Origin of the sequence: Variovorax sp. WDL1 (assembly GCF_001541225.1) — a bacterium.
Taxonomy (GTDB): Bacteria; Pseudomonadota; Gammaproteobacteria; order Burkholderiales; family Burkholderiaceae_C; genus Variovorax.
The window spans coordinates 39,792-63,060 of sequence record NZ_LMTS01000128.1 but is presented as its reverse complement, the minus strand read 5'-3'; the positions used below and the strand labels follow the sequence as shown (position 1 = coordinate 63,060).

31 protein-coding genes, 1 tRNA gene and 1 pseudogene are annotated in these 23,269 nt (G+C 66.9%); 9 read left to right on the top strand and 24 right to left on the bottom strand.

From position 1 onward, the window contains the following. Positions 1–819 (top strand): annotated as a pseudogene (locus APY03_RS43960) (allantoin permease); the annotation flags it as partial. Here the strand turns inward: APY03_RS43960 and thiD are convergent. Further along, positions 764–1,609: a bifunctional hydroxymethylpyrimidine kinase/phosphomethylpyrimidine kinase gene (gene thiD, locus APY03_RS17615; protein WP_068678528.1), complete on the bottom strand. Its 846-nt coding sequence runs from the start codon at positions 1,607–1,609 to the stop codon at positions 764–766. The pseudogene APY03_RS43960 and the gene thiD sit on opposite strands and share 56 nt — an antisense overlap. Before the next feature lie 50 nt (positions 1,610–1,659). Between thiD and APY03_RS17610 the strand changes: the two genes are divergently transcribed. The 6 genes from APY03_RS17610 to APY03_RS17585 all read left to right on the top strand — a co-directional run bounded on the left by APY03_RS17610 (position 1,660) and on the right by APY03_RS17585 (position 5,982). Then, on the top strand, positions 1,660–2,826 hold the full coding sequence (locus APY03_RS17610) for an FAD-dependent oxidoreductase (protein ID WP_083944431.1): 1,167 nt from the start codon (positions 1,660–1,662) through the stop codon (positions 2,824–2,826). After that, a complete protein-coding gene (thiS, locus tag APY03_RS17605; RefSeq protein WP_068678526.1) occupies positions 2,823–3,020 on the top strand; it encodes a sulfur carrier protein ThiS in 198 nt (65 codons plus the stop codon). Before APY03_RS17610 ends, thiS begins: the two co-directional genes overlap by 4 nt. Before the next feature lie 23 nt (positions 3,021–3,043). Next, a complete protein-coding gene (locus tag APY03_RS17600; RefSeq protein ID WP_068678578.1) occupies positions 3,044–3,859 on the top strand; it encodes a thiazole synthase in 816 nt (271 codons plus the stop codon). A gap of 14 nt (positions 3,860–3,873) precedes the next feature. Continuing rightward, entirely contained in the window at positions 3,874–4,788 is a 915-nt protein-coding gene (locus tag APY03_RS17595) for a thiamine phosphate synthase (protein ID WP_068678576.1), read from the top strand. Between the two features lie 79 nt (positions 4,789–4,867). Further along, positions 4,868–4,943, top strand: a tRNA-Asn gene (locus tag APY03_RS17590). Positions 4,944–5,052: 109 nt separating this feature from the next. Then, positions 5,053–5,982 (top strand): DUF6236 family protein, encoded by a 930-nt coding sequence (locus tag APY03_RS17585; protein WP_146039344.1) that lies wholly within the window; start codon positions 5,053–5,055, stop codon positions 5,980–5,982. Between the two features lie 19 nt (positions 5,983–6,001). Here APY03_RS17585 and APY03_RS17580 read toward each other — a convergent pair whose 3' ends face one another. Further along, entirely contained in the window at positions 6,002–6,598 is a 597-nt protein-coding gene (locus APY03_RS17580) for an ATP-dependent DNA ligase (RefSeq protein WP_068678574.1), read from the bottom strand. Between the two features lie 114 nt (positions 6,599–6,712). Here APY03_RS17580 and APY03_RS17575 point away from each other — a divergent pair, with 114 nt between their 5' ends. Beyond that, positions 6,713–6,982 carry a hypothetical protein gene (locus APY03_RS17575; protein ID WP_146039343.1) on the top strand — a complete coding sequence of 90 codons (270 nt, stop codon included), beginning with the start codon at positions 6,713–6,715 and terminating at the stop codon, positions 6,980–6,982. Between the two features lie 241 nt (positions 6,983–7,223). Next, entirely contained in the window at positions 7,224–9,074 is a 1,851-nt protein-coding gene (locus APY03_RS17570; protein WP_068678520.1) for a hypothetical protein, read from the top strand. Between the two features lie 56 nt (positions 9,075–9,130). Here APY03_RS17570 and APY03_RS17565 read toward each other — a convergent pair whose 3' ends face one another. The 22 genes from APY03_RS17565 to APY03_RS17465 all read right to left on the bottom strand — a co-directional run. Next, positions 9,131–9,403 carry a hypothetical protein gene (locus APY03_RS17565; protein ID WP_068678518.1) on the bottom strand — a complete coding sequence of 91 codons (273 nt, stop codon included), beginning with the start codon at positions 9,401–9,403 and terminating at the stop codon, positions 9,131–9,133. Then, the gene (locus APY03_RS17560; protein ID WP_068678516.1) at positions 9,400–9,759 is read right to left on the bottom strand and encodes a hypothetical protein; all 360 of its coding nucleotides are present in this window, start codon (positions 9,757–9,759) and stop codon (positions 9,400–9,402) included. Before APY03_RS17560 ends, APY03_RS17565 begins: the two co-directional genes overlap by 4 nt. Then, positions 9,756–9,929: a hypothetical protein gene (locus tag APY03_RS17555; RefSeq protein ID WP_157103422.1), complete on the bottom strand. Its 174-nt coding sequence runs from the start codon at positions 9,927–9,929 to the stop codon at positions 9,756–9,758. The genes APY03_RS17560 and APY03_RS17555 overlap by 4 nt, the downstream gene beginning before the upstream one ends. 40 nt (positions 9,930–9,969) lie before the next feature. Then, positions 9,970–10,590: a glycoside hydrolase family 19 protein gene (locus tag APY03_RS17550; RefSeq protein ID WP_068678512.1), complete on the bottom strand. Its 621-nt coding sequence runs from the start codon at positions 10,588–10,590 to the stop codon at positions 9,970–9,972. Then, positions 10,587–10,859, bottom strand: a complete 273-nt coding sequence (locus APY03_RS17545) for a DUF7940 domain-containing protein (protein ID WP_068678510.1) — start codon at positions 10,857–10,859, stop codon at positions 10,587–10,589. Before APY03_RS17545 ends, APY03_RS17550 begins: the two co-directional genes overlap by 4 nt. Positions 10,860–10,924: 65 nt before the next feature. Next, entirely contained in the window at positions 10,925–11,194 is a 270-nt protein-coding gene (locus APY03_RS17540) for a hypothetical protein (protein ID WP_068678509.1), read from the bottom strand. After that, positions 11,194–11,736, bottom strand: a complete 543-nt coding sequence (locus APY03_RS40320; protein ID WP_083944430.1) for a tail fiber assembly protein — start codon at positions 11,734–11,736, stop codon at positions 11,194–11,196. Before APY03_RS40320 ends, APY03_RS17540 begins: the two co-directional genes overlap by 1 nt. Next, complete coding sequence (locus APY03_RS17530) at positions 11,733–12,605, bottom strand: glycine-rich domain-containing protein (protein ID WP_068678507.1); 873 nt, start codon at positions 12,603–12,605, stop codon at positions 11,733–11,735. The genes APY03_RS40320 and APY03_RS17530 overlap by 4 nt, the downstream gene beginning before the upstream one ends. Positions 12,606–12,616: 11 nt before the next feature. Then, positions 12,617–13,213, bottom strand: coding sequence for a YmfQ family protein (locus tag APY03_RS17525; protein ID WP_068678505.1), 597 nt, complete (start codon positions 13,211–13,213; stop codon positions 12,617–12,619). 2 nt (positions 13,214–13,215) lie between these two features. Then, positions 13,216–14,343, bottom strand: coding sequence for a baseplate J/gp47 family protein (locus tag APY03_RS17520; RefSeq protein WP_068678503.1), 1,128 nt, complete (start codon positions 14,341–14,343; stop codon positions 13,216–13,218). Next, positions 14,343–14,789 (bottom strand): phage GP46 family protein, encoded by a 447-nt coding sequence (locus APY03_RS17515; protein ID WP_068678502.1) that lies wholly within the window; start codon positions 14,787–14,789, stop codon positions 14,343–14,345. The genes APY03_RS17520 and APY03_RS17515 overlap by 1 nt, the downstream gene beginning before the upstream one ends. Then, positions 14,786–15,460 carry a phage baseplate assembly protein V gene (locus APY03_RS17510; protein WP_068678500.1) on the bottom strand — a complete coding sequence of 225 codons (675 nt, stop codon included), beginning with the start codon at positions 15,458–15,460 and terminating at the stop codon, positions 14,786–14,788. Before APY03_RS17510 ends, APY03_RS17515 begins: the two co-directional genes overlap by 4 nt. Beyond that, positions 15,457–16,557, bottom strand: coding sequence for a phage baseplate assembly protein (locus APY03_RS17505; RefSeq protein WP_068678498.1), 1,101 nt, complete (start codon positions 16,555–16,557; stop codon positions 15,457–15,459). The genes APY03_RS17510 and APY03_RS17505 overlap by 4 nt, the downstream gene beginning before the upstream one ends. Before the next feature lie 10 nt (positions 16,558–16,567). Further along, positions 16,568–17,131 carry a hypothetical protein gene (locus APY03_RS40315; RefSeq protein ID WP_083944429.1) on the bottom strand — a complete coding sequence of 188 codons (564 nt, stop codon included), beginning with the start codon at positions 17,129–17,131 and terminating at the stop codon, positions 16,568–16,570. Next, complete coding sequence (locus tag APY03_RS40310; protein WP_083944428.1) at positions 17,128–18,003, bottom strand: DNA circularization N-terminal domain-containing protein; 876 nt, start codon at positions 18,001–18,003, stop codon at positions 17,128–17,130. The genes APY03_RS40315 and APY03_RS40310 overlap by 4 nt, the downstream gene beginning before the upstream one ends. A 12-nt stretch (positions 18,004–18,015) precedes the next feature. Continuing rightward, positions 18,016–19,869, bottom strand: coding sequence for a phage tail tip lysozyme (locus APY03_RS17495; RefSeq protein WP_068678496.1), 1,854 nt, complete (start codon positions 19,867–19,869; stop codon positions 18,016–18,018). A 106-nt stretch (positions 19,870–19,975) separates the two neighbouring features. Continuing rightward, positions 19,976–20,257 carry a phage tail assembly protein gene (locus APY03_RS17490; RefSeq protein ID WP_232081097.1) on the bottom strand — a complete coding sequence of 94 codons (282 nt, stop codon included), beginning with the start codon at positions 20,255–20,257 and terminating at the stop codon, positions 19,976–19,978. Positions 20,258–20,259: 2 nt separating this feature from the next. Continuing rightward, the gene (locus APY03_RS17485; RefSeq protein ID WP_068678492.1) at positions 20,260–20,628 is read right to left on the bottom strand and encodes a phage tail tube protein; all 369 of its coding nucleotides are present in this window, start codon (positions 20,626–20,628) and stop codon (positions 20,260–20,262) included. Positions 20,629–20,658: 30 nt separating this feature from the next. Next, complete coding sequence (locus APY03_RS17480) at positions 20,659–22,143, bottom strand: phage tail sheath subtilisin-like domain-containing protein (protein WP_068678490.1); 1,485 nt, start codon at positions 22,141–22,143, stop codon at positions 20,659–20,661. Positions 22,144–22,204: 61 nt separating this feature from the next. Beyond that, positions 22,205–22,396, bottom strand: coding sequence for a DUF2635 domain-containing protein (locus tag APY03_RS17475; RefSeq protein WP_068678489.1), 192 nt, complete (start codon positions 22,394–22,396; stop codon positions 22,205–22,207). 10 nt (positions 22,397–22,406) lie between these two features. Next, positions 22,407–23,066, bottom strand: a complete 660-nt coding sequence (locus APY03_RS17470; protein ID WP_068678487.1) for a hypothetical protein — start codon at positions 23,064–23,066, stop codon at positions 22,407–22,409. Continuing rightward, the coding region (locus APY03_RS17465; protein ID WP_443082826.1) for a head-tail joining protein at positions 23,066–23,269 on the bottom strand (204 nt) is incomplete at its 5' end. The genes APY03_RS17465 and APY03_RS17470, both read right to left, overlap by 1 nt.

Genomic DNA, 23,269 nt, shown 5'->3' with positions numbered 1-23,269 from the left:
GTCAGCCGCTTCGGGCTGCCGCTGGTGCTGCTGTCGCTGCTGTGGCTCACCTGGCAGTTCGCGGCCCAGTTGCAGGCCAAGGGGCTGGAGGCCTTCTGGTCGCGCCCGGGCAACGGCAGCATGGGCCTGTTCAGCGCACTCGACCTGGTGATCGCGATGCCCGTCTCCTGGCTGCCGCTGGTGGCCGACTACGCACGCCACGGCAAACGCAGCGCGGGCGGCCTGGGCGGCGCCTTCTCCGGGACCTGGGTGGGCTATGCGCTCGCCAACATCTGGTGCTATGGCCTGGGGGTGATGGTGGCGAGCGTGGCCGAGCCGGGCAGCAACCTGGTGACGGCCCTGCTGCTGGCGCAGGGCGGGCTGGTGGCGCTGGGCCTCATCCTCATCGACGAACTGGACAACGCCTACGGCGACGTCTATTCGGGCTCGGTCTCGGCCCACAGCCTGAAGCCGCGCTGGAGCGTGAAGCGATGGGGCCTGGCGCTGGCCGTGCTGTGCATCGGCTTTGCGCTGGTGCTGCCGATGCACACGCTGGAGCCCTTCCTGCTGATGCTGAGCTCGGTCTTCGTGCCGCTCTACGGCGTGATCCTCGGCCGGCTGGGCACCGGCGAGGCGCCCGCCAGCTCAGGCACGCGCCGCGTCGACCTCGGTGCCGCGCTGATCTGGATCGCGGGCATCGCGGTCTACCACGGCTGCGCCAAGTGGGCGCCCCAGCTCGGCTCGGCCCTGCCCACGCTGGCCTTCACCTTCGCGCTGGCCTGGTTCACGCGCCAGGCAGCGGCAGGCGGACCGTCGGCACTGGCGCAAAGCCGTGGTTGAGGGGTCCATGGCCCGCGCCGGTCTTCACGTCCGCACCGGCCGCCATTGCGGCCACGACGTAGCCGCGCGCGCGTTCGACCGCCTCCGGCAGCGCATGGCCGAGCGCCAGGTACGCCGCGATGGCAGAGGACAGGGTGCAGCCCGTGCCGTGCAGGTTGCGGCTCGCAATGCGATCGGACGAGAGGCGCAGGCGCTCGCCGTCGGCCTCGGCCAGCAGGTCCACCACATCGTTGCCCGGCAGATGACCACCCTTGAGCAGCACGGCGCGCGCACCCAACGCGAGCAGTTCGCTGGCCGCATCATCGAGCGCGTCGACGCCTTCGATGGCATGGCCGATCAGCAGCGCCGCCTCGTCGAGGTTGGGCGTGACCACGGTCGCGCGCGGGAACAGCTCGCGCACCAGCACCTGCACGGTCTCGGCGGCGATCAGCCTGTCTCCGCTGGTGGCGACCATCACCGGGTCGAGCACCACCTTGTCGAGCCTGTAGTGGTCGATGGCCCAGGCCACCACCTCCACCACCTCGGGTGCATGCAGCATGCCGAGCTTGACCGCGTCGACGCCGATGTCCTCCACCACCGCCTGGATCTGCGCCTTGAGGAACTCCGGCGGCACGCCGTGGATGCCGGCAACCCCCAGCGTGTTCTGCGCCGTCAGCGCGGTGATCGCCGTCATGCCGTAGCAGCCCAGGGCCGAGAAGGTCTTGAGGTCGGCCTGGATACCGGCGCCGCCGCCGCTGTCGGAACCGGCGATGGACAGCACGCGGGCATAACGGGAAGTTGCTTGTGTCATGCCGAAAATTATGGGCCACGCCATCGCGGGCCCTCCCGGAGGACGTGCCGATGAGCCCCGCCCGGCCCTCCGAAGGGGCTCGCACCACAGCCGAAGGCGAAGCTCGCCTTGTTCCCGCGGTCAACGCCCTTCCTTTCGCTTCGGCGGCGATCCTCGGCGCCGGGCTCATGGGCCGGCTGCTGGCGCTGGCGCTGGCGCGCGCGGGCTGCCGCGTCGAGCTATTCGACGCCGGCGGTCCGCAGGCCGATGGCGCAGCCGCGCGCGTCGCGGCCGCCATGCTGGCCCCGCTGGCCGAATCGGCCGTGGCGCCGCCTTCGGTGGTGCGCATGGGCCACTATGCGCTGACGCGCTGGCCGGAACTGCTGGGCGAGCTGGCGCAGCCGGTGTTCTTCCAGCGCGAAGGCACCCTGGTGCTGTGGCATCGGCAGGACGCGGCCGAGGCTGCGCGGCTGGCGCGCGTGCTGGCGTGCACCGTCGAGCAGGTGCCCGAATTGCCGGCAATGCGCACGCTGGATGCGGCAGGCATCGCCACGCTGGAACCCGCGCTGGGCCGCCGCTTCGTGCAGGGCCTGCTGCTGCCGGAAGAAGGCCAGCTCGACAACCGCGAGCTGCTCTCGGCGCTGCTCGCCACGCTCGAGTCCCTGCCGAATGTGCGGTTGCACTGGCACGCCCCGCGCAGCCTGGATGACTTCCGGCCCCGCGAGGGCGAGCGCGTCATCGACTGCCGCGGCCTCGGCGCCCAGCCGCAGTGGAGCGCGCTGCGCGGCGTGCGCGGCGAGGTGATCCGCGTGCATGCGCCCGAGGTGGCGCTGACGCGGCCCACGCGCCTGGTGCATCCGCGGTACCCGCTCTACATCGCGCCCAAGCCCAATCACGTGTTCGTTATCGGCGCAACCGAGATCGAGTCTGAGGACATGTCGCCGGCCAGCGTGCGCTCGACGCTGGAGCTGCTGAGCGCGGCCTATGCGGTGCACAGCGGCTTTGCCGAGGCGCGCATCATCGAGATCGCGACCCAGTGCCGCCCGACGCTGCCAGACAACCTGCCGGCCTTTCGCCAGCCGCGCGCCCGCGTGATGCAGATCAACGGCCTCTACCGCCATGGCTTCATGATCGCGCCAGCCATGCTCGACGTTGCGCTGGAGCTTCTGCGCGACAACGGCTCGGCTCTGGCCGAACGCTTCGCGCTGGCGACCGGCCTGGAGTCCATCGCACCATGAACATCCTGATCAACGACAGTCCGAAGACCCTGCCCCAAGGCTCCACGCTGGCCGACGCGATCGCCTTGATCGAAGCGAAGCCCCCCTTCGCCGCCGCGGTGAACCGCCAGTTCGTGCCGCGCTCGAGCTACGCATCGCACGCCCTGAAGCCCGACGACCGCATCGAAGTGATCCGCCCCGTGACGGGCGGCTGAACCGGAGACACACCCCCATGAACATGAACGCGAACGCCGACGATCCCCTGGTGCTCTACGGCCAGGCTTTCCAGAGCCGCATGCTGCTCGGCACTGCGCGCTACCCCTCGCCCGACGTGCTCGAGGCCGCAGTGCGGCGCGCCCGGCCGGCGATGCTGACCGCCTCGCTGCGCCGCCAGACCGCAACACCCGGCAACGGCAGCGATGGCAACCGCTTCTGGGATCTGCTCCGGCGCCTGGACGTCCCTGTGCTGCCCAACACCGCCGGCTGCCACAGCGTGGAGGAGGCGATCGCCACCGCGCAGATGGCGCGCGAGTTGTTCGACACGCCCTGGATCAAGCTCGAGCTCATCGGAGACGACTACACGCTGCAGCCCGACACCCTCAACCTGGTCGATGCCGCCTCGCAGCTGGTGCGCGACGGCTTCCATGTGCTGCCCTACTGCACCGAGGACCTGGTGCTGTGCCAGCGCCTGGTCGACGTCGGCTGCCAGGCCGTGATGCCCTGGGCCGCCCCCATCGGCACCGGCCGCGGGCCGGTCAACCCCTATGCGCTGCAGGTGCTGCGCGAGCGCCTCGCGGTGCCGCTGCTGGTCGATGCCGGGCTGGGCCTGCCCTCGCATGCCTGCCAGGTGATGGAGTGGGGCTACGACGGCGTGCTGCTCAACACCGCCGTCGCGCTGGCGCAGGACCCGGTCGCGATGGCCGGCGCCTTTGCCGACGCGGTGCAGGCGGGCCGCAGCGCGCGGCGGGCGGGCGCAATGGCGGCTCAGGACTCCGCGCAGCCCAGCACGCCCGTGTTGGGCACGCCCTTCTGGCATCACGCCAGCGCTCAATGACTGCGATGAATGCCATGAACCACCAGAACGACCAGAACGACATTTCCCGGGCCATCGTCGCGGCGCATGCCGCACGCTTTGGCGAGACGGGTGATCGCCCGGCCTCCTTCTCTTCCGAGGACGCGGTGTACCGCGGCGCCAAGACCGCCTGCGCGGCATTGGGCTTCATCGAGGTCGATGCCGAATGCCTGGCCCACGCCTGGCAGGCGCAGACCCGGCGCACCGGCGCTTTCGATGCCGGCGCGTGGCCCGACCATCCGGCCGATTTCGGCATGCGGCCCTTCCCGCCGTCGGCGCGCGACGATGCCTTTCCGCCCTGCCCCGAGCGGCTCGGCCTCTACGCCGTGCTGCCTGACGCCGCCTGGGTCGGCCGCATGGCGCGCGCCGGCGTGCCGACCGTGCAATTGCGCTTCAAGTCCGCCGATGCGGAAGCGGTGAAGCGCGAAGTGCACGCGGCCGTGGAGGCGGTGCGCGGCACCGGCTCGCTGCTCTTTGTCAACGACCACTGGAAGACCGCCATCGAGGCCCGGGCCTACGGCCTGCACCTGGGCCAGGAAGACCTGGACGCGCTGGACCCGCAGGAACTGCAGGCGATCCGCGCCTCCGGCATTCGCCTGGGCGTCAGCACCCACGGCTACGCAGAGATGGTGCGCGCCGATGCCGTGAGCCCGAGCTACGTTGCCATGGGCGCGGTGTACCCGACCACGCTGAAGCAGATGGCCACCGCGCCGCAGGGCGTGGCGCGGCTGGCTGCCTACGCGCGCCTGATGCGAGGCTACCCGCAGGTGGGCATCGGCGGCGTGGATGCGCAGCGCCTGCCCGAGGTGCTGGCCACCGGCGTGGGCTCGGTAGCGGTTGTGCGGGCCCTGGTGGCGGAGGCCGATCCAGAGGCGGCGGCGGCTCGACTGATGAAGGCGATGGCGGGCTGAACATTTTTTCGTGTGTCCGCCCGGCGCGAGGCGGGCCGAGCGGGGACCCCGAAAAACGACGCTATAATTTGAGGCTTGTTCCTCGATAGCTCAGTCGGTAGAGCGCCGGACTGTTAATCCGTAGGTCCCTGGTTCGAGCCCAGGTCGAGGAGCCACTACCCCTAGGGGCCGCCAGCGAGCGGCCCCTAACTTTTTCCAGTCGATATTGGACGGCTTTTTGGACGCGTCCAATATCCAGTACTGCCTCTCGAGGTTGGAGGGATGATGGTGGGTGAAGCCAGACGCCGGGCTCAGTACGACCCAACTTTCGGCAAGATTCCAAAAACGGAGTCCGAGAAAAGGAACGGGCTGATCGTCACGCCGCCGCTGTCGTTCATCGATAACCGTTTGAACGGCAGCCCTCTCCTTACAGCGGAGGGGCTCAGATTCGCTGCTCTCTTCTTTGATGACCTCTTGTTGCCCGTCCACAAGCGCTTTGGCTTCGACGCCAACCTCACTGCGGACGCCGAATATCTGATTCAGACTGGCGTCCTGCAGCGTCAAGTTCCCCAGACCGACTTCGGGAGCAACCAAGGCGATGTCGACCTTGGGATGATGTATTACTCGACGCTCTACATGCTGAACCAGCAACAGCCAAACAAGTGGAGTATCGCGACTGGGCCAGACTTTTTTAATTGGGACTACACCATAGTTAGTCAGCAAAACGACAGAGACGTGTCCGTCGAACTGATGAGAGCAGTCCCCATCCCAGAGGTCGCCACGCCTCTTGCGGAGCTTCTCGAATTTCGCGAGAAGCGCCGCCCTGAGCTTCTTGATCTGCGCTGGCAAGTCGGAGCGCTTGCAGCAGAGGTCTTAAAGGCAGAGGACATGCAAAGCGCGCTTAATGCACGTGCCGAACAAGTTCATGATGCTTGCGAAAATCTGCTCAAGGCGTCCAGGGATTTCAAGTACAAAATGAAATTTTCTGACCTCAAGCTAAGCCTTGAGTTGAAAGATCCACTCAGCCCCCTGATCTCAACTGCCGCTCTCGGCAACGGCATCTATAGCGGTGAGCCAATTTCACTGGCCCTGGGCGCGCTTTCTGCTGTGGCTTCACTGATCAAACTGACCAGTGAACCGAAGATCATCAGCAACCATGGCAAAAAGGGGCCCTACGCTTACGCCTATCACGCGTACAACGATCTGCTGAACTAACAGTCGATCCCTGCCCAGGCTACCTGCGAAACCGCTCAGCCGGCACGGCGCGCTTCCGTTTCACCTTCACCCAGTCGCTCGAGCGGACGCCCGGCTGGTAGATGCTGGTCTTGCGCTTGGCGATCAGGCCCTCGAGCTTCAGCGGCAGGACCGCCTCGTCGAAGAGCCGGCGTGCGCCCTCCTCCACATAGCCGACCTCGAGCAGGTTCGGCAGCGGGACCTTGAGCAGGCGATCGAGCGCGGCCTTGCGCTTGATCAGCGGGCGACCCGTGATGTCGGCGCCGCGGTCGACGAGCAGGTCGAAGATCAGGTAGGCCACCGGTCGGGCGCCGGTGTACCAGCGCCGGCGGCGCGCGCGATCCTGCAGGGCGTCGAAGTCACTGCGGCCGTACTCGTCGAGCACGCACACCTCGCCGTCAACGATGTAGGGGCCGCCGGGGACCTCCTCGAGGCCCTTGCAAATCTCGGGAAACCACTTCGTCGCGTCGGCGCCCTTGCGGGTCTTCAGCTGGCACGTGCCGTTCCCGAATTCGGCCAGCATCCGGTACCCGTCGTACTTGAGCTCGTAGATCCAGCCCGGATCGTCCAGGTCGAGCAGCCGCTCGTCGAGCAGCATCGGAGCGAGGGTGGCGAATTCGACCATCCGCAGATCATGACGCCAGTCGAGGCCCGGGCTGTCGGCGAGGTCGCTGGTCGGATGCCGGCGAACTATACTGGATGCAATCACAGTATGAGAGTCCGAGTTTCCCTGATGCGCAATGCCGGGTGCTGGCTCACCTGGAACGAGAAGCCGCGCGAGTTCACGGGGACATTGAACAGCTCCTCGGCAGGCAAAGACGAGATCGGCATGATGGCCTCGATCTTCATCTCCGAGGGGCCAAAGCTCTACGATCCCCGGGTCAAGTCGGTGTTCGGCAACGAACTGCGGATCGTGGGTGTGGAGAAGGTCGATTCGGCGTGGGTCCTCCAGGAATGGAGCTGCGAGATCCTGAAGGTGTAGGTCTCAGCCGCCGAGGCGTCCAGGTCGGGTCAACCTGACTCGTTCTGTCAGAATCGACCGCGACCAAGAACACAACAACTCGGGCGAGCCTCCCCGCCGCCCAACCCCCAATGATGAAATTGATGCTCTGCGTGGCATTCGCAGCGTTTGTCGCTGTGATGCTCTACGTGGCTGTGAGGTGGCCCCAACAGCCCTGCGAATTCGGCCCTTGCATGCCACCGCATATGGCTGGCAACAAGGCATGACGAAGAACGAAGACCGCGAGTATCAGCGCAGCACAGCCTGGCTCACGATCGGTGTAGCTGCTTTCCTGATGATCTGGTTTGGGAGGTTCTTCCCGGTCTCTGGCGACCTGACTGCGCACTACCTCCTGGTTGATGAAATCATGAAGCACGGGGGCGTGCGCCCAGGCTCGCCACCGAACGTGGGCATCATGGCAGCCTACCCTCCGGCAGCGCACTGGCTGGCCGCGGTTGTGGGATGGATCGGTGGGTCTGGACTGGTTGGCATGGTCCTCGTGTCCATCACCTCCGTGTTTGCCGCCTACCTCCTGATCGGCCACTTGCTGGGTGCCGCCTCTCCCGTCAGGATGACACTTTTCCTGGCATTGTTCGCGCTCCTGCTCCCCTCGCGCTCGCTGATCGGCTGGGAGGTCCTCGGAAACTTCTTCTATCCGCAGCTATTGGCCGACGTCGTCTACCTCGCTGTGCTGCTGTGGCTGGCGAAGGTTGCCGATACCTGGGAGCAGGCAGCCCTGATCCTGGCCGTCGGAACGCTCACCATGTGGATTCAGCCGGTGGTCGCGGTCCACATATTTGCGGCCGGCCTGACCCTCATAGCCTTTCTGGCTCTCCAGCGCTGGGGGGCCACCAAGAAGGTCCCAACGAAGGATCTGCTGATTCTTGCCATCGCCGCCGCGGCTTCGGTGGCCGCCATCTTGCTTAACCCCGCATTCCAGTCGATACGGATCAATGCGAACCACGACGGGTACCTCGAGTTCGGCTACTCACACATGCTATGGGTTGCGGTTGCGTGCGGCGCAGTGGGCGCCCTCAGCCTTGTCAGCCAACTGCGCGGGCGCGGAGAGCGTGTCGATGCCGTCCTGGGTTCCGCATGCATCGCCGCAACCGTCCTTGTGTTTCTGCAGTGGGCGATACTGAGACTGAGCGGCGACGGCTCGCTGTACGCAGTGAAGAAGCACATGTTCATCGTCTTCACGCTGGGCGCGATGAACGCTGTTCGCTTGATTGCCAGTTTCCTCCCGACGTGGAGGCTTTCCGCGTCCAGATTGGCGGTCCCTGTTATCGCCGGCCTGGCCTCATCCGCTGCGCTGAATGGCTTCAACACGCCGGTGGTGCCAGTGGTCAGAGCGATCGACTATGCCAACAACGCGGCGGACATGCGCTTGCCGCCCTTCACGCCGGGCAATACCGTAGCTCGAGACGCGGCGCAGCCAGCCCTCATCAACTGGATGATCTCGCTCGCCTCCTTCGAGCACCCATTCAACACGGTTCCCGCGGAAGGCGAAAAGATCAATGCCGGAGCGCAATATGCCATGGTGCGACGCTCAAGCGCCATCGACAGAAACTGTCGTGGACGATACGCGGAATCGGCTGTGTACGTGGTCATCGAAAACGCATGCCTTCGCGCCTATGGCCTGGGAGAGAAGATCAAATTCGGTTCGGGCGGCGATGGCAGTTGGTTCAAGACGACCGGCTGGACCAATGCTGAATCGTGGGGAACATGGACGTCCGGGAAGGAAAGCGCCGGTTTGTCAATGAACCTGCCAGCTGGTAGCAAGGGACCGCTGACGATGTCCGTCGAGGCCAACGCACTCCTGACGGAAACCCATCCGAAGCAGGTCGTCCATGTGTGGGTGAGCGGCCGAAAGATCGCTACGTGGACCTACTCCCTCGGCGAGGCGTCGCACTTGAAGACGGCAGAGATCCCAGAAGGCTTGATTAGAGGGTCGGCCTTGAATATTGCGTTCGAGGCGGTCGATGCGATCTCCCCCGCGCAGGTGGACCCTTCGAGCAAGGACACCCGCGTGCTGGGCCTGGCGATGAAGCATCTGACGATCGCTCCCAAATAGAAAAGGCCCCCGGCCGAAGCCGGGGGCAGTTTGCGCAATTTCGCAATTTCGCAAGTTCAGGGGGCACCAGCCTTGATCGGTGCGACGCATTCCGCCAGGGCCGCGCGCAGCTTGCCCTCGTAGCCTTCGCGCAGCTCGATCTCGGCCTGCATGGCGGTCACCGAGGCGAACAGCGCGCCGCCGGGCCGCAGGCCTTCGGTGGGCATGGTCGGCCGGGCTGGCATCGACTCCTTGCACTCGACGGGCACAGGCACCTTCACAGTGAGCGCGCCGCCCGTGCTCGAGCAGCCCGCCAGGGCAGCAAGGATGGTCATCGCGAGCAGCTTCATTTCGGGTTCCTCATAGTGAGCCAGTCATCCATCTGCAGGGTCGCGCTGCGGCAGTCGTCGCCTGCCACGCTGGGCCGCTTCTGCAGCAGCACCTGCGCCCTGCCCTCTGCGAGCAGCGCCTGTGTCTCAGCGTCCTTGCGGCGCTGCTCGGCGCCCGCGGCGCGCGCCTCGGCCGCGGCCTGCAGGCTAGCCACGCCGTCGCTGCACTGCTGGGCCGCATTGCGCGCGCTGTCGCGGTCGCTGACGGCCTGCGTCGCAGCGTCGCGCTGCTCGAGGTAGAAGTGCGTCAGCGCGGCGTTGCCAGCCATGCTCAGCGCCAGCGCGATCGCGAGGCCGATCAGCAGGTACTTGCTCATAGGGTCCTCTGTTCGTGGCACTGCCTGCACTTGATGCGCGAGGTCGCACCGAGGAAATAGAGCAGGCAGCGCTGGCAGACGTTCCAGCCCGTCTCTTTGTCGAAGTCCTCGGGCCAATCGCGAGGCGTCGCCGCGGCCCGGCGTTCGTCGATGTCGAGATCGCTGTTCATAGGCGCCACCAGTACCACCACATGGCCCAGACGATCGGGCTCATGACAGGGCCACCCGCGCCAGCTTGGTCAGGCGCTGCACGTCGTCCAGACCGATCACACCTCCATTCACCCGCCGGCGGATGGTGGTGGTCTCGCCGAGCATGCTGTCGGGGATCTTGTCTTCCCACCATGCGATGCACGCATCGAGCGCGAAGCGCGGCTGGCACAGCAGGTCAGGGATGCCCACCAAGTCCTGGCCCATCAGGTCGCCCACACGCTGGTAGTTGGCCAGGCCTGTGATGCCGATCGGGCTACGGCCGCGGTAGGTCCAACCGTCGTCGGTTCGCGTGTTTCCCATGCGGCCGCCGTAGACGAAGTTGGCGAGCGCCTTGGGATTGGCAACATACGGAAGCGCGGCCACGACGCTCGGGAAGCGCGATGGCCACACCGCCATCAGGCGCTGCGGCGTCGTGTAGTTGAGGTTCTCCTCCATCCGCTCGAGGCCGCCGCTCTCGTGCAGGATCTCCGGCAGCCAGTCGGCAATGTCGGCGTCGCCCTTGCTGAAGCTGTTCTCGCGGATTTCATCGGCGAAGACGGGGCCCCACGCCTTAGACGTGTTGGGCGCGACTCCGCAAGCACGGAGGATCGCCGCCCACTGCTGGGCGTTCCGGCGCTTCATGACTGGTCCGAGCGATCCGACTCAGCAGACACCGAGATGCCCTGCGACTTCAGGCGAGCCAGGATGCCGATCACGAAGGCGGCGGCCACCAGCCAGCCGGGATTGACGCCGATGGCGCTCAAGATCGCGCCCTGCTTGTCCTCCGGGAGCGACAGCCACACCGGCACGGCCGCGGCCCAGATGATGTTCCACCAGACGCTCAGCATCTTCAACGCCTTGCGCCACTCGGGCACCAGCACCTTGTCGAACCAGGTTGAGATCGCGTTCATGGGAATCCTTTCAGGCAAAGAAAAACCCGCCGAAGCGGGTTCGTTGGTGGTGATGGGCTGGGCCCCTACTTCGCGGCCCTCTTGTCGGCCTCGAGGTTCTCGATGCGGAACTTGAGGATGGCCAGCTCGCCCTGGATCGTTGCCGCCTGGCCGTTGCCGGCCTTCACGGAGATCTTCAGATCGGTCATGTCCTCACCGAGTTGCCCCAGCTTGAAATACATGCCGCCGATCAGCAGTGCCAGGGAGAAGGCGACTGTCAGCAGCCAGTTCAAAGGGAGCTTCAAGTCGATGACTTTCGAGAGTCGCGGCAGATCGCCGGGTTGAGTGTCTTGCATCACTGCGGGGCCTCCGGCCACGTGACGCTGCCAGGGTAGCCCGGCTGCTGATTGATGCGGTTGAGCTTGACCCGATACTGCTTCCACGCGACCAGGGCGGCCTCCTCGGCTGGGGAAGCGTCGCCGAGATCGACGGCGTCCTGCAGGGGCGCGATGCGGATCGCTGCCAGAGCCAGCAGCGCGTCCCGTTGCGCGATCACCTGCTCCTCGGTGGGCGGAGGCACTGGCGGCGTCGGCGGAGGCGGGCCGAAGCCCGACGCCTCCGAATAGCTCTCGCCCTGCAACACCTGCACACCCTCGGGAATTGCCACGAGCGTCGCCAAGATCTCCGGCGAGAAGCGCTGCTCGATGGGCACCTCGCCTATGTGGAAGTTGTCGTGGGCCGCCTGCGCCTCCTCCCAGGCGTGCTGCTCCTGGGCGCCGGGCTGGTAGCCCTCCGGCCAGGGGAAAGGGGGCTGTGGGCGCATCTCCTCCGTGGTCAGAAATGGCTCGATGATCTCCAAAACCACCCCGCTCTCGACTCGCGCGTATCTCGTCATCATGCGTACTCCTCAATGATGCAAACTCCGGCCGCACCCGCGCCGCCCGTCGCGCCGCTGTTGCTGGCCTGGGCGGCGCTACCCGAGCCCCCCGAGCCGAGCGAGGGCCCGGCGTTGCCGCTCAGGTAGCCGCCCGTGACGTAGGCGGCACCTTCTCCCAAGTAACTAAACCCGCCCTTGCCACTGGTCGGATTGACCGCGTAAAGCGCGTACATACCGATGCCACCTTGTCCGTTGACATCGCCCGAACTCCCGACACCCCCGCCCGCAACACCATTGGCGGCGACTGTTGCGCTTGAGGCTGCCGTTCCAAGCGGACCTGCGCCGCCTCCCGTCGCAGACACGAGCGCGCCAAACGAGGTCGTACCGCCTGCGGATCCCGCGGCGATGACACCGCCAGCACCGCCAGCGCCGATCGTGACAGTGACGCCAGAGAAACTCGAGGTAATGCGTTTCCGGGCCCACCCGCCGCCACCGCCGCCGCCACCGGCCGCGCACTGGCCTGCAGCGGTTGCCTGGCTACCGCCCCCACCCCCGCCGCCGCCGATGACCGTCACAACCACTGAGTTCGTGCCAGCGGTCGGCGTATAGGTGCCGGTCGAAGTGATGACACGCAGGCCGATCAGCCGCCCCTTGTTAAAGAGATTCGTGAGCGCCGTGGTGAGTTGGTTGTACGTGGTCTTGCTCGGCGTGACTCCGCCGGCCGAGAGGATGTTAAGCAGCTCCTGCTGCAGTCCATTGAAGAACGAGGCACGCATGAGCGTAGCCGCCTGGCCGAGCCCTGGATTGCCTTCCGTCCAGAAGCCGACCGTGCCGGCCGCCTCCGGCGTTGGCATCACGGCGACGGCTGTTGGATCGTCGATACCGAACATTGAAGCTCCTTTTAGGTGTACGAGAAGATGAGAACGGTGTGCGCCGGCATGACTTCGCGGAGCTCGCACTCGAGCACCGTGTTGTTCCAGTAGGCGAGCGGCTCGCCGGCTTGCGAGATGCCAACTCGCGCGCGCACCACCGTGTGTAGGGAGGCGTTGACTTGCCATGCATGGGCCCAGTCGACCCCGCGCAGCGGATCACCGGCCCGCGCAATACCGACGCGCGCGGGGATGAACTCCGTGATCGTGATGACGTAGCCCAGCGCGAGCGCATAGGCGATGAAGTAGGGAACCGACTGACCACCCAGCGAGGTGATCCGGGCGACTACCTGCGCGCGGCGCGCGGCGATCGTCGGCGACGGGCCGGCGCATGGGTCCGGCAGCCCGAGCGTCTCTTCCCACTCGGGCAGCAGCTCGATCGTCGAAGCCGGGAAGGCATCGATCAGCAGCTGGTTCGATCGCGCGTTCTGACGCTCGTAGGTAGGCGCCAGGCCGATCAGCGCTTTCGTCTGCACGGCATCTGCATCACGTGGCCACACCCGACCGCGCGGCAGCAGCGCCTGAAGCGCCGCGAGATAGTCTGCGGCGCTGAAGAAAGGGGCTCCCATGATTACGGGTAGGTGACGGTGCCGAGCGTCGGCAGCTGCCCCAGCGTGGTGGCAATGTTTCCGCTCGGCGTCGTGATGACGAAGCCTTGCGTGCCGGTGATGGCGGCGATGGCCGACTCGATCAGCGAAAGCGCGACCGTCCCGCCGATAGCCGTCCCATAGAGGAAGAAGACGCCCTTGATGGCCGCCTCTACCAGCGCGCGCGTCGCCAGGCTCGCGCCGGTCAGCCCCGTGATCGTGAAATTGATCGGCGCCGCGATCGGCGCGACGGAATAGACCAGAGCCGTCGCCGGCCGCAGCGGAAAGATGGCGTTCGCCACCGTGAGCTGGTCGCCGGTTGCGGCGGTGGCGCGCGGCTCGCCTGCGGCTACCCCATTGGTGCCCTGTGGGAACCCGCCAAACGCTGCCTCGGCCTGGTCGAACATGGTGTAGACAACCACGGTGCCGGCTCCGAAGCCGTTGGGGTTGCACCATGCCCGGGTGACGCCCGGCACGGCCAGCGCCCAGCGGATGTAGTCGCTGACGGCGCCGCCCTGCGCGGGCGCGCGGTAGGCGGCCAGCATTCGGCTGCGCAGGCTGTCGTCCTTCTCCAGGTCAGCGCCGCCAGTGAAGGCGGTGGACACCACGCCATTCGACTGCACGCCCGAGATGGCTTGGCCAAGCGTCATGACGACGCCGACGGCTGCATTCCCAATGGCACCGGTGAGGCCCGTTGGATCAGGCGTCGCCGACGCGGGCATGGCCACGGTGCCGCCGCCTCCGATCGTTCCGATGGCGGTGGTCGTGTAGGTGACTCCATCGCCACGCACCAGCGAGACGCCGCTCGTGATGATCGTGCCCGGCGTGCCGGTGAAGGTCACCGAGCCGCTCGCCTGCGCCGCGGGCTTGCGGGTGATGCCCTTGAGGCCGGCCCAGGCCTCGAGGAACTCGCCCGTGGCGGTGTACGGTACCGCCTGCTTGGCAATCCAGTCGAGATAGCCGTAGTGCAGGTGCGCGAGGTTGGCCTGCGCCTTGCCGGTGATACCGAGGTTCGAGAAGCGCAGCAGCGCATCCGACCCCGGCAGGGCCGCGGCGATGTCGTTGGCGACTTGGCTCTGCAGGGTGCTCAGCGGTGGTCGAGAAAATGGCATCAGTTGATCCCTTGCCAGACGGAAGCGAAGTTCATGGCGACCACGCTCCCGTCAGTGCGATTCGCGATCACCTGCGCGCCAAGGCGGCCGTAGGCGATCCACGTGGTGTCGATGTCGAAGCGCGCGACCACCCCATCGTCGAGGAGCCACTGCAGGGCCTCGGCGATGTAGTCCTTCGCGCGCGCGGCGGTCTCCGCGGTCTGCTTCTCGCGCTGGAGAAGCCATAGCCGCGAGCCGATCGGATAGGTCTCGCCGGCGTCGCCCCACCAGCCTCGAGGGTCGCCGGTCCCGTCGGGGATCTCGTCGTCGGCGTTCGCGACGCGATCGGTGAACAGGCTGATGAGCACGGCCGTGATGAGATCGTCCCCGGTGCGCAGGTCGGCGCCATCCTGGACCCAGTCGCCGCGGCCGAGCTCCGGCACCCAGATGGTGGTCGTGTCGCTCATACGGGCGCCCCAGTGTTGGACCCACCGGTCGACACTCCGCTGTGCACGTGCGTTTTGTCGATCGCGTGCCCGTCGTGCGTGATCGTGCCGCCGGTGTAGGTCACCGTCATGTTGTTGAAGTTCATGGTGCCGCTGCCTCCCACTCCCCAGTTGGCAGCGCCGCCGGCGAGCATCGTGAAGTTGAGCGTCTTGGTCAGCCCATCGACCGTGAGGTTGCCGGTCATGTGAACCAGCGGCGTGTCGAGCGTGATGCTGGTGCTGGCCTGGACCGTGACAGTCGGGGTATCGAAGATCTTGATCGGCAGGCCAGCGCCTTTCACCTCGATGCCGGTGCGCTTGAGCCAGACTGACTGACCCAGGTCGTCATAGATCGCGACCTCGCCGGGCAACAGGTTCTTCAGCCGGTGGTTTTGGTCGTTGGTCGCGACGATCACCCCGTTCGAGCGGTCGCCGCCCACGAAGATCACCACCGCGTGGCAGCCCGGCAGCGGCATCGAGGTGAAGCCGTATTCGGCGACGCGCTTCGTGTTGTCGCGCACCTCGACCTCGCCGATCTTCACCTGCTGCGTTTGCACCATGCCTGCGTCGTTGCCGGTGGTGATCCGGCCGCGGCCGACCACCAGCATCATCCGACGCCACAGCTTCTCGATCGCTGATGCCTGCTCGCTCATCGACGCACCTCGTTGCCCCAGCCGAGGCCTGGATTGGCCGGAATGTCGGCGAAGGCCGGCAGCTGGATGATCGGGATCGGCAGGAAGGCCTCGGGCCGCATGATCGTGAGCTCGGCAGTCGTGCCCTCGAAGTCGCGGCGGTACGTCACCTGGGCGATCAGCCACTTCAGCGGCTCCTGATCGTCGCCGCACTTCAGGATCGGCAGCACCAGCGGAACCAGGGTATTGGGGGTCCACAGGGCGCCCGCCGAGTCGCGCCAGCTGTCGGTGACCAGGATGAGCTGTGCGGAGCGCCCGATGCGCCGGTTCGCCTCCCACGTGGCGCGCTTCTGCGCGAAGTCCTGGCCGCCGCCTGGCGCCTCCGAGACGATGTAGCGGGCCCGGTGCCGCAGCACGCCCGGGTCCTTCGCCACCGCCAAAAGGTTGCCGCCCTCGCCGATGTCGCCGAGCACGTCCATGCTCTGCATGAAGCACCGGTACTCGGCGAAGCGCTGATCGCTGCTGTAGGTCATCGTCGCGCTTTGCACGTTGACGCCCTGTGTGAAGCCGCTCGCCGCAGACTCCTGCGCGGCCTGCGCCAGCACCAGGTTGCCGTCCGGCTGGTCGTACGCCAGCAGTGCGCCGTAGCGGCACACGCGCTCGATGATCTCGAACGCGGTCTCGCCGACCATCAGGTTGAACTGCTCGACCCGCACGCCGGTGCTGCCCGGCGCCGAGACCGTGATGCCGTATGGCGAGGCCAGCTTCTGCGCGATGCCCAGGGCATCCGAGCCGCTGATCTGGCCGCCCGGCCACTCGGCCGAGCAATCGACCAGATCGGCGCACTTGCTGCGCCCCACCACGATCACCGTGTGCTGCCCGGCAGAGATGCCGTATGCCACGCGATCGACGTAACCCGTCATCACCAGGTCGTCGCCCAGGGAAACCGTGCATGCGTCGCCCGGCTGCAGCACGAAGGCTTCGGCCTCGCCCGGGTATCGCTCAGTCAGCGAGATCTCGAAGTCCGAGGGGCAGCGCTCGATACCGCGCGAGAAGCGCACCTGCGACCACCCGGTCAGCTGCCTCCCGCCGATCGCGAGAGTGAGTTCGTCAGCCATGCGCAGATCCCTACTTCGAAAGTGCCTTGAAGGCCACCGGCATGAAGGCCGGGTGCGGCGGGTCGGCCTGCACCACGAGCTCGTCGGAGCGCGAGGAGTCGCGATACACGCGCTGCGCGATCGTTGGCGCCGGCACTACGTTCGGGCTCTTGACCGTCGTGAGCTCCGCCAGGTTGGCGCCGCGCTGCGTCAGGTCGCGAACCACGGCGGCGCGCAACGCCCGCAGTGCATTGAAGCTCGCATCCGCCCCCTCGTTGCCCGCGATCAAGATCTCGGTGTCCAGCAGATCGCAGATGGCCTGGCGCGTGGCCAGCGCGTCATCGAACGACGACGGCTGGTAGGAGCGCGAGGCCCGGCACAGGGCCACCAGGGCGGTTCGACGGAAGAGCTTGGCCGATGCTGCCTGCATCGTGGCGCGGGCATCCCCCACGCCCGAGCTCGAGGTCGGCATCGTCGGATGGAAGTCGGCCAGGCTGGTCAGCACGCGGATCGCGTCGGCCGGGTCGATGGTCGCGCCGCGCAGTGCCTCGGCCAGTGCCTGTGCCGCCGCGGCGAAGTCGCTGACGCCGCTCATGCCGTGATGGCCGCTGCGGCGGCAGTTAGCGCGGCACCGGCCTGCGAGACCGTTTTGCGAGCCACAGTGCCGGCCGCGACCAGCTGCCCAACCGTGGTAGCGGGCGAAGAGAGCCGGCGGCCCAGGAAACCGCGCGTGCGGCCGCCGAAATAGCGGCTGTACACACCCGGCAGAGAGCCGACGGTGTTGATCAGGTTCGTCGCGTCGCTCGCCAGTGTGACAGCGGTACCGGCCCAGGTCGTGGCGGTGCTCACGGCCATGTCGACGACGGACGCGCCCTGCGCCAGCGAAGAGGTGATGGTGCCCACGAAGTCCGAACCGCAGGCGGCATCGGCAGCATCCGCGGCCGCGTCGACGTCAGCGCCGGTGTCGACCTGCGCGCTCGGAAATACCCGCTCGCCCGCCTCGATGAAGGCGAACGAGATCTCGAACATGCGGCCCTGGTCCCAGCGCTCTTCCATCGCCGAATCGAGCAGGCTCACCTTGAGCGAGCCGAGCGTGGGATGGATCAGCGTCTTCTGGTCGGGCGACTCGCAGACCGCGATCAGGCGGTCGCGCTGTGCGATCACTGCGCCGCCACCGTACGCGCCGTTCTCGACCAGGAACCCGGTCAACGTGATGCGGCGCGCGGCGCGGCCCAGGTCTTCGACCCATACCTGATCCTTGAACGGGTACTCGTGCACCGCGTTGCGCCGGCCGACGCGGATCTGGCCGCCCAGCACGCCGAAGGGCACGCCGCCGAAGGATGCCTGCCGCAGCTGGCTGCGCCAGGACGACACGAGCGGATTGCCCTGTACGCCGGCACCGGCGAAGAGGTTCGAGATGCTGGAAACCGCCCCTAGCACGTTCTGCACTGACCCTTTGATGCTCATCAGAAAACTCCGTCAGGGGGTCAGAGAGGTAGACATCGACTCGGCCACGCGGACCGGGACGTTGGAGCCATCCGACTTCCGCGCCGAGGCCTTGACCCCTGCTGGCAAGCCAGTGAGCTTGATCTCCAGCTGTTGCTTCATGGCACTGGCAGCGTTCGCGCGACCTGCAGCCTCCCCGTCCGCGTTGGCTGGGCGCTCGTACTGGCGGGAAACGATGGACGCTGCTTCGCGTTCGTTCCGCGCATTGCGCAGCGCGTCGCCGGCCTTGCGCTCATTGCCCTGCGTCAGCTCGTAGTTCACGAAGCCCATCTGTTCTTCCAGGGAGGCCTGGCGGATGTTCTTGCCCGACCACTTCATGAAGGCGCGCTGCCGATCGTCGTGCCACTGCGCGATGCCGTAGGCCTTGCCACCGTCGCCGACGGCCGCAGTGTTGAAGTTGCTCTCCTTTTGCAGGTTGGCTGCGATGCCGATCGCCTGCGACTCGCTCCAGCCCTTGCTCTTGAAGAAGTCGACTGCGGTGCGCGCGTTGCCCTGCTGCTCGAGGTGCTTGCGGCTCTCCTCCGGGTGCATGAAGTCGTACAGCTTGCTGCCGATGGAGATGCCGTTCGATTCCAGCTTGCCGTTGATCCAGCTGCCCGCAGCCCAGCCGGCGGCGCCTGCAGCCGCAACGGCGCCGATCGCGCCCATGCCGCGCAGGAGAAGCGCAGCGGAGCCGGCTGTGCCGCCGAAGGCCACACCGAGCAGGCCGAGCCCCTTGATCGCCAGCGGGATCGTCTGCAGCGCCAAGCTTCCGAGGCCCAGCCCGATGTTGGTGATGCTCAGGAGCAGCGGGCCGGCCATGATCGCGGCGATGCCGATGGCTGCGACCTTCCACCCGCCGATCGACTCGACGAAGTTGCCGATGCTGGTGACCGTCCGCGAGAGGCTGCTAAGCAGATCCTTGAAGTCGATGTCCTTCACCCACTTGGCGAAGTCAGCCGCCCACTGGCCGATCTTGTCGCCGATGAGCTGGCGGTTCGCCGAGATCCACCGGGTCAGGTCCTCGATGAGCGGCTGGAGGGCCGGGATCAGCGCGTCGCCGATGGTGTTGCGCAGGCCCTGCCCCGCGACGCTGAGGTAGTTGAGCGCAATGCCGAAGTTCTCGGCCCGCTTCACCTGGTCGGGCGTCATCTCGGCGCCAAGGGCGCGCACCTTGCGCTGGTACTCGGCAATCGCAGCCGGTCCCTGGCGCAGCAGCGGCAGCACCGCCTCGAGGCCGAACTGGCGCGCGATCAGGCCCTGCACCTGTGGGCTCTTGACGTTCGAGATCGCCGTGGCCAGGTCATTGAAGGCGCGCGTCGAATCGACTGCACCCGATGATGTCTTGTGGATGACGATGCCGAGCTTGTTGAGCACGGCCAGCGCCGTCTGGTTGCGCCCATAGAGCGCGTCCTGCATGGTGTCGCCCAGCGCTTGCAGGCCGCTCGTCAGCTCCCCAGACGAAACGCCGGCGATCTCGGCCGCGCCGCGGTACAGCTGCAGGTCCGAGGTGCTGACGCCGATGGTGCGCGAGGTGCGCGCGACCTCGGAGCCCAGGCGGGCCCACTGGTTCGCCAGAGCCGCGAGCCCGACCAGCGAGCTCCCACCCACGATCGCGGTGAGCGGGGCCGCGACACGGCCGATGCTCGCGGCCGCGGCCTTCGCGTTCCTGGCCACGTTCCCGACGGACTTGGCCATGCGCTGGAGGCCGAGCTCCTTGCCAAGCGCGCGCGTCGACCGGCCGAGCTGGTTGATCGGGCGGGTGAGCTGGCCCAGCGAGTTGTTGATCTTGCGGACGGTCGCCGTGGCACGGTCGATCGCGCTGATCGTGATTGCGAAGTTGTTCATGGCTTCTTGCCTTCATCGAGCATTCGCTCCGCCTGGCCGTGCCACCAGGCGATCTCCCTCCACGACAGAGACCACGCGTCGCGCGGTCCCCAGCCGTAGAACTTCGTCACATCAGCGAGTCGGTCTCGCCAGTTGGCGGGTCGCCCGCGCTGAAGCCGTCCAAAAAATCGCCAGCCTCTTTCAGGTCCCGTTGGCAGAGGCTTTCGACCACCTTGCGGGGCACCTTGGCGACCAGCGAGATCAGGTTGATGACGACGCCCATGTTGGTGGTGGCATTGGCCGCCTTCTCGAGCTCGCCCGCGGTGGGCTCGCGCAGTTCCAGCGTCGAGTACTCGAGGTCGCCCAACTTGACGGGCTTGCGGAGGTTGATGGTCTTTTCGAAATCCATGCTCATTGCTCCGTGACCGCGAGGCCTTCCCATTTCACTTCGATCGTGCCGTCGGTGGCCTTGGCCGTCTGGGTTTCGACGGTCCACATGTTTCGGCCGACGATCGTCTTGCCGTTGGCCAGCTCGGCGACGACCGTGACGTTGTCCATCGCGTTGAGGCTCGCAACGGACAGGCCGCCCGAGTCACGCAGCGTGCCGCTGATGTGCCCGGCCTGGGGCTTCTCGCTGAAGCCGTGCACGGTGTCCATGCCGGTGAGCGTCTCGCGCGAAACAACCGACGGGCTGTACTCGAAATCGCCCGCCAGCATGTAGGAGTTGCCATCGACCGACAGGTATGCCGTGCCGGCAAGGCGGTTGGGGGTGTTGGACATGTTGCTTCCTTGAAAAGGGTCAGGTGCCGCTTACTGCAGGCGGAACTGGGCGAGCAGCGCGAAGATGCGCAGCTGCGCGATGAGCGTGCCGGGCCAGAGCACGTCGACCCGGTTCGGGTTCTGCGCGTTCTGCTGGACGATCAGGTTCTCGGCGAACAGGTCGCTGCGCTGCACCAGGCCGGCGAACTCCAGCTCCTGGTAGGCCGCGATCTGGTCGGCCCGGATCATTCGCGGCGTCACGATCGCAGACCCCGCGGCGAAACGCGTGCCGTCGGCCGCCAGCTTCATGCGCGGGAACTTGCTCGTGATGCGCGTCTTCAGAAAGCGCAGCACCGCCATCAGCGTGAACATCGTCTCCACCTCCAGATAGCTGTTGTCGGGCTGGCCGAACGAGTTCTTCTGGTAGGTCGTGATCGCGTTCTCGATGGCCACGGTGCCGTCATCGGCGACGGTGAAGGTCGAGATGCCGTCGTACAGCAGCGTGTTGCGGTCGCCCACCAGGCCGAAGCGGGACTTCAGCGGAGGCGCCAGGACGCCCTGCAGCGCGAGGGTCTGCATCGGCCGGCCCGGGTCCGCGCGCACGCTGACAGCGGCCTGCGCGCCGAACGCGGCGGCCCACAGCCAATTGGGCGTCGGGCTGTCGTAGAAGCCCATGATCGAGCCATGCTGATCGTTGCGCAGCACGCCGAAGGTGGTCAGCGCGCCCAGGGTGCCGCGGTAGGCAGCGAAGTAGTGCCCGTAGATCTGCGAGGTCCAGCTCCAGCGGCCGGTCGTGTCATTGAGCAGGTTCTTCAGCGCGTCCAGGCTGGTCGTGTCGTTGTACGGACAGATGATGAAGTCGAAGGGCTTGTCGACCAGGTTCAGCAGCCCGGTGGTCAGGCTCGGCGCCGTCGCGCCGCTGGCCATGGCCGTGATGGTGAAGGTCATGCCCGTGGGCGTCACCTCGCCGCCCGGCGTGCCCTGGTAGTTCACCCGCAGGTCGATGTCGTTGCCGCACGGGCCCTTGTTGATCGCCGTGAAGGTGACGGTCGAGGTCGCGGCCGCGGCGGTGACCGGCAGGTTCGGCGTCGCGGTGACGGCGGCGGCGATGGCCGTCGCGATCTGCGCGGTGGTCTGCGACGACAGCACCGGCACCGCCACGCGCACGCCGGCGATGTAGAGGTAGAGCGTGCCGCTCACGGTGGGCGCCGCGGTGACGGCGAACGTACCGGTCGCTGCGACGGCAGCGGCGTCGTCGGCCAGCGGCAGGTACCAGACCTCGCCGAAGTTGTCATTGGCGCGGTACATCTGCGTCATGAGATGCAGCATCGAGCCCGGGCCGCCGATCTGCGCTGCGTCGGCGACGCCCTGCGAGATCACCGGCACGTTCGGCACGCCGGTACCGGCCGCGGTGATCTGGCCGATGATCAGCGCGCGCTGGTTGAGCGTCGCGGTGTTGGCCAGTGAGTTGTCCACCTCGGCATAGAAGAGGGGAACGCGCAGGTTGGCCGGGATGTTCTTGAACGGAAGCGTCATGGCGACTCCAGGAGTGAGAAGGCCCGCTCAAGGCGGGCCGTTCGATGGTTGTGGGGCTGGCTCAGTCGGCGCTGGCCGCTTTGGTCGGGTTGGCGGCCGGCGCGGGCTTGGGCGGGGTCGCCTTCACCACATCGCCGTCGAGGAGGCGGCGCTGCCAGTAGTCGGAATCGGGAACTTCCCGGCCCTCCTCGGGCAGCAGGTCGAGGAACACCGGATCGCGGATCACGAGGCCGGGGGCGGCTTTCACGTACATGAGGAACTCCTTATTGCGGAAGCTGGATGTCGAGCGCCCCCTCGTCGCGCCCGTCCGGGCCGCTGGTGCGCGGCGCCGGCAAGACGGCATCGGGGAAAGGCGGGTTCGGGTAGGTGCCGGTCGGGTCGAACGGCGTCGCGGTGTCGAGGTGGATCTTTGCGTTCTCGAAGGGCGCGAGAGTCGGATCGGCCGGTGGCCACGGCGACTCCGGTGACGGCTCCGCGGTCGGGTCGAATGCCTCGAACATCTCGGCCGCGATCGTCATCCGGAAGCCCGCCAGGTGCTTGCCGCCATCGGCGGTGCACTCGATGTCGGTCTGCACAGTGACGAACTGCTGGACCATGCGAACGATCCAGTAGCCCATCAGGATCGCGTTCTCGACCCGATAGGCCAAGTCCTCGATCCGGTCCTGCACTTCCTCGGCCGTAATCGCGGTGACCTGGCCCTGCACCACGACAGAGGCCGTGGTCGTGAACTCGGGCATGCCACGGTTGATGGAGCTCTTCTGCTCTGTAGGCACGTTGACCAGCAGCGCGGGCAGCTTCTCCGGAGGAGTCGGCCAGTCGCCCGGCGACACGATGGTGACGCCCTGGATCTTTGTGCGGAGCTCGCCCACGATCGCGAGGCGCAGCTGCCGGCGCGCCGACATTGGTTGATCGAGCTGGCTCATCAGACGGCCTCGTTCAGGAGGAGCTTGGCGGCGCCGTGGCCGTCGATCTGCACCTCGCGGATCACGTAGGTCTTGCCGCGGCTGGGGACCAGGATCTGATCGCCCTGCAGCGGCAGTACTGGGAAGTCGCTGGTGCGGATGCCGAGCACAGGGTGCTCCGTCGTCACCGCCATGCCGCCGGCGAGGTCCACCTCGCGGTAGGC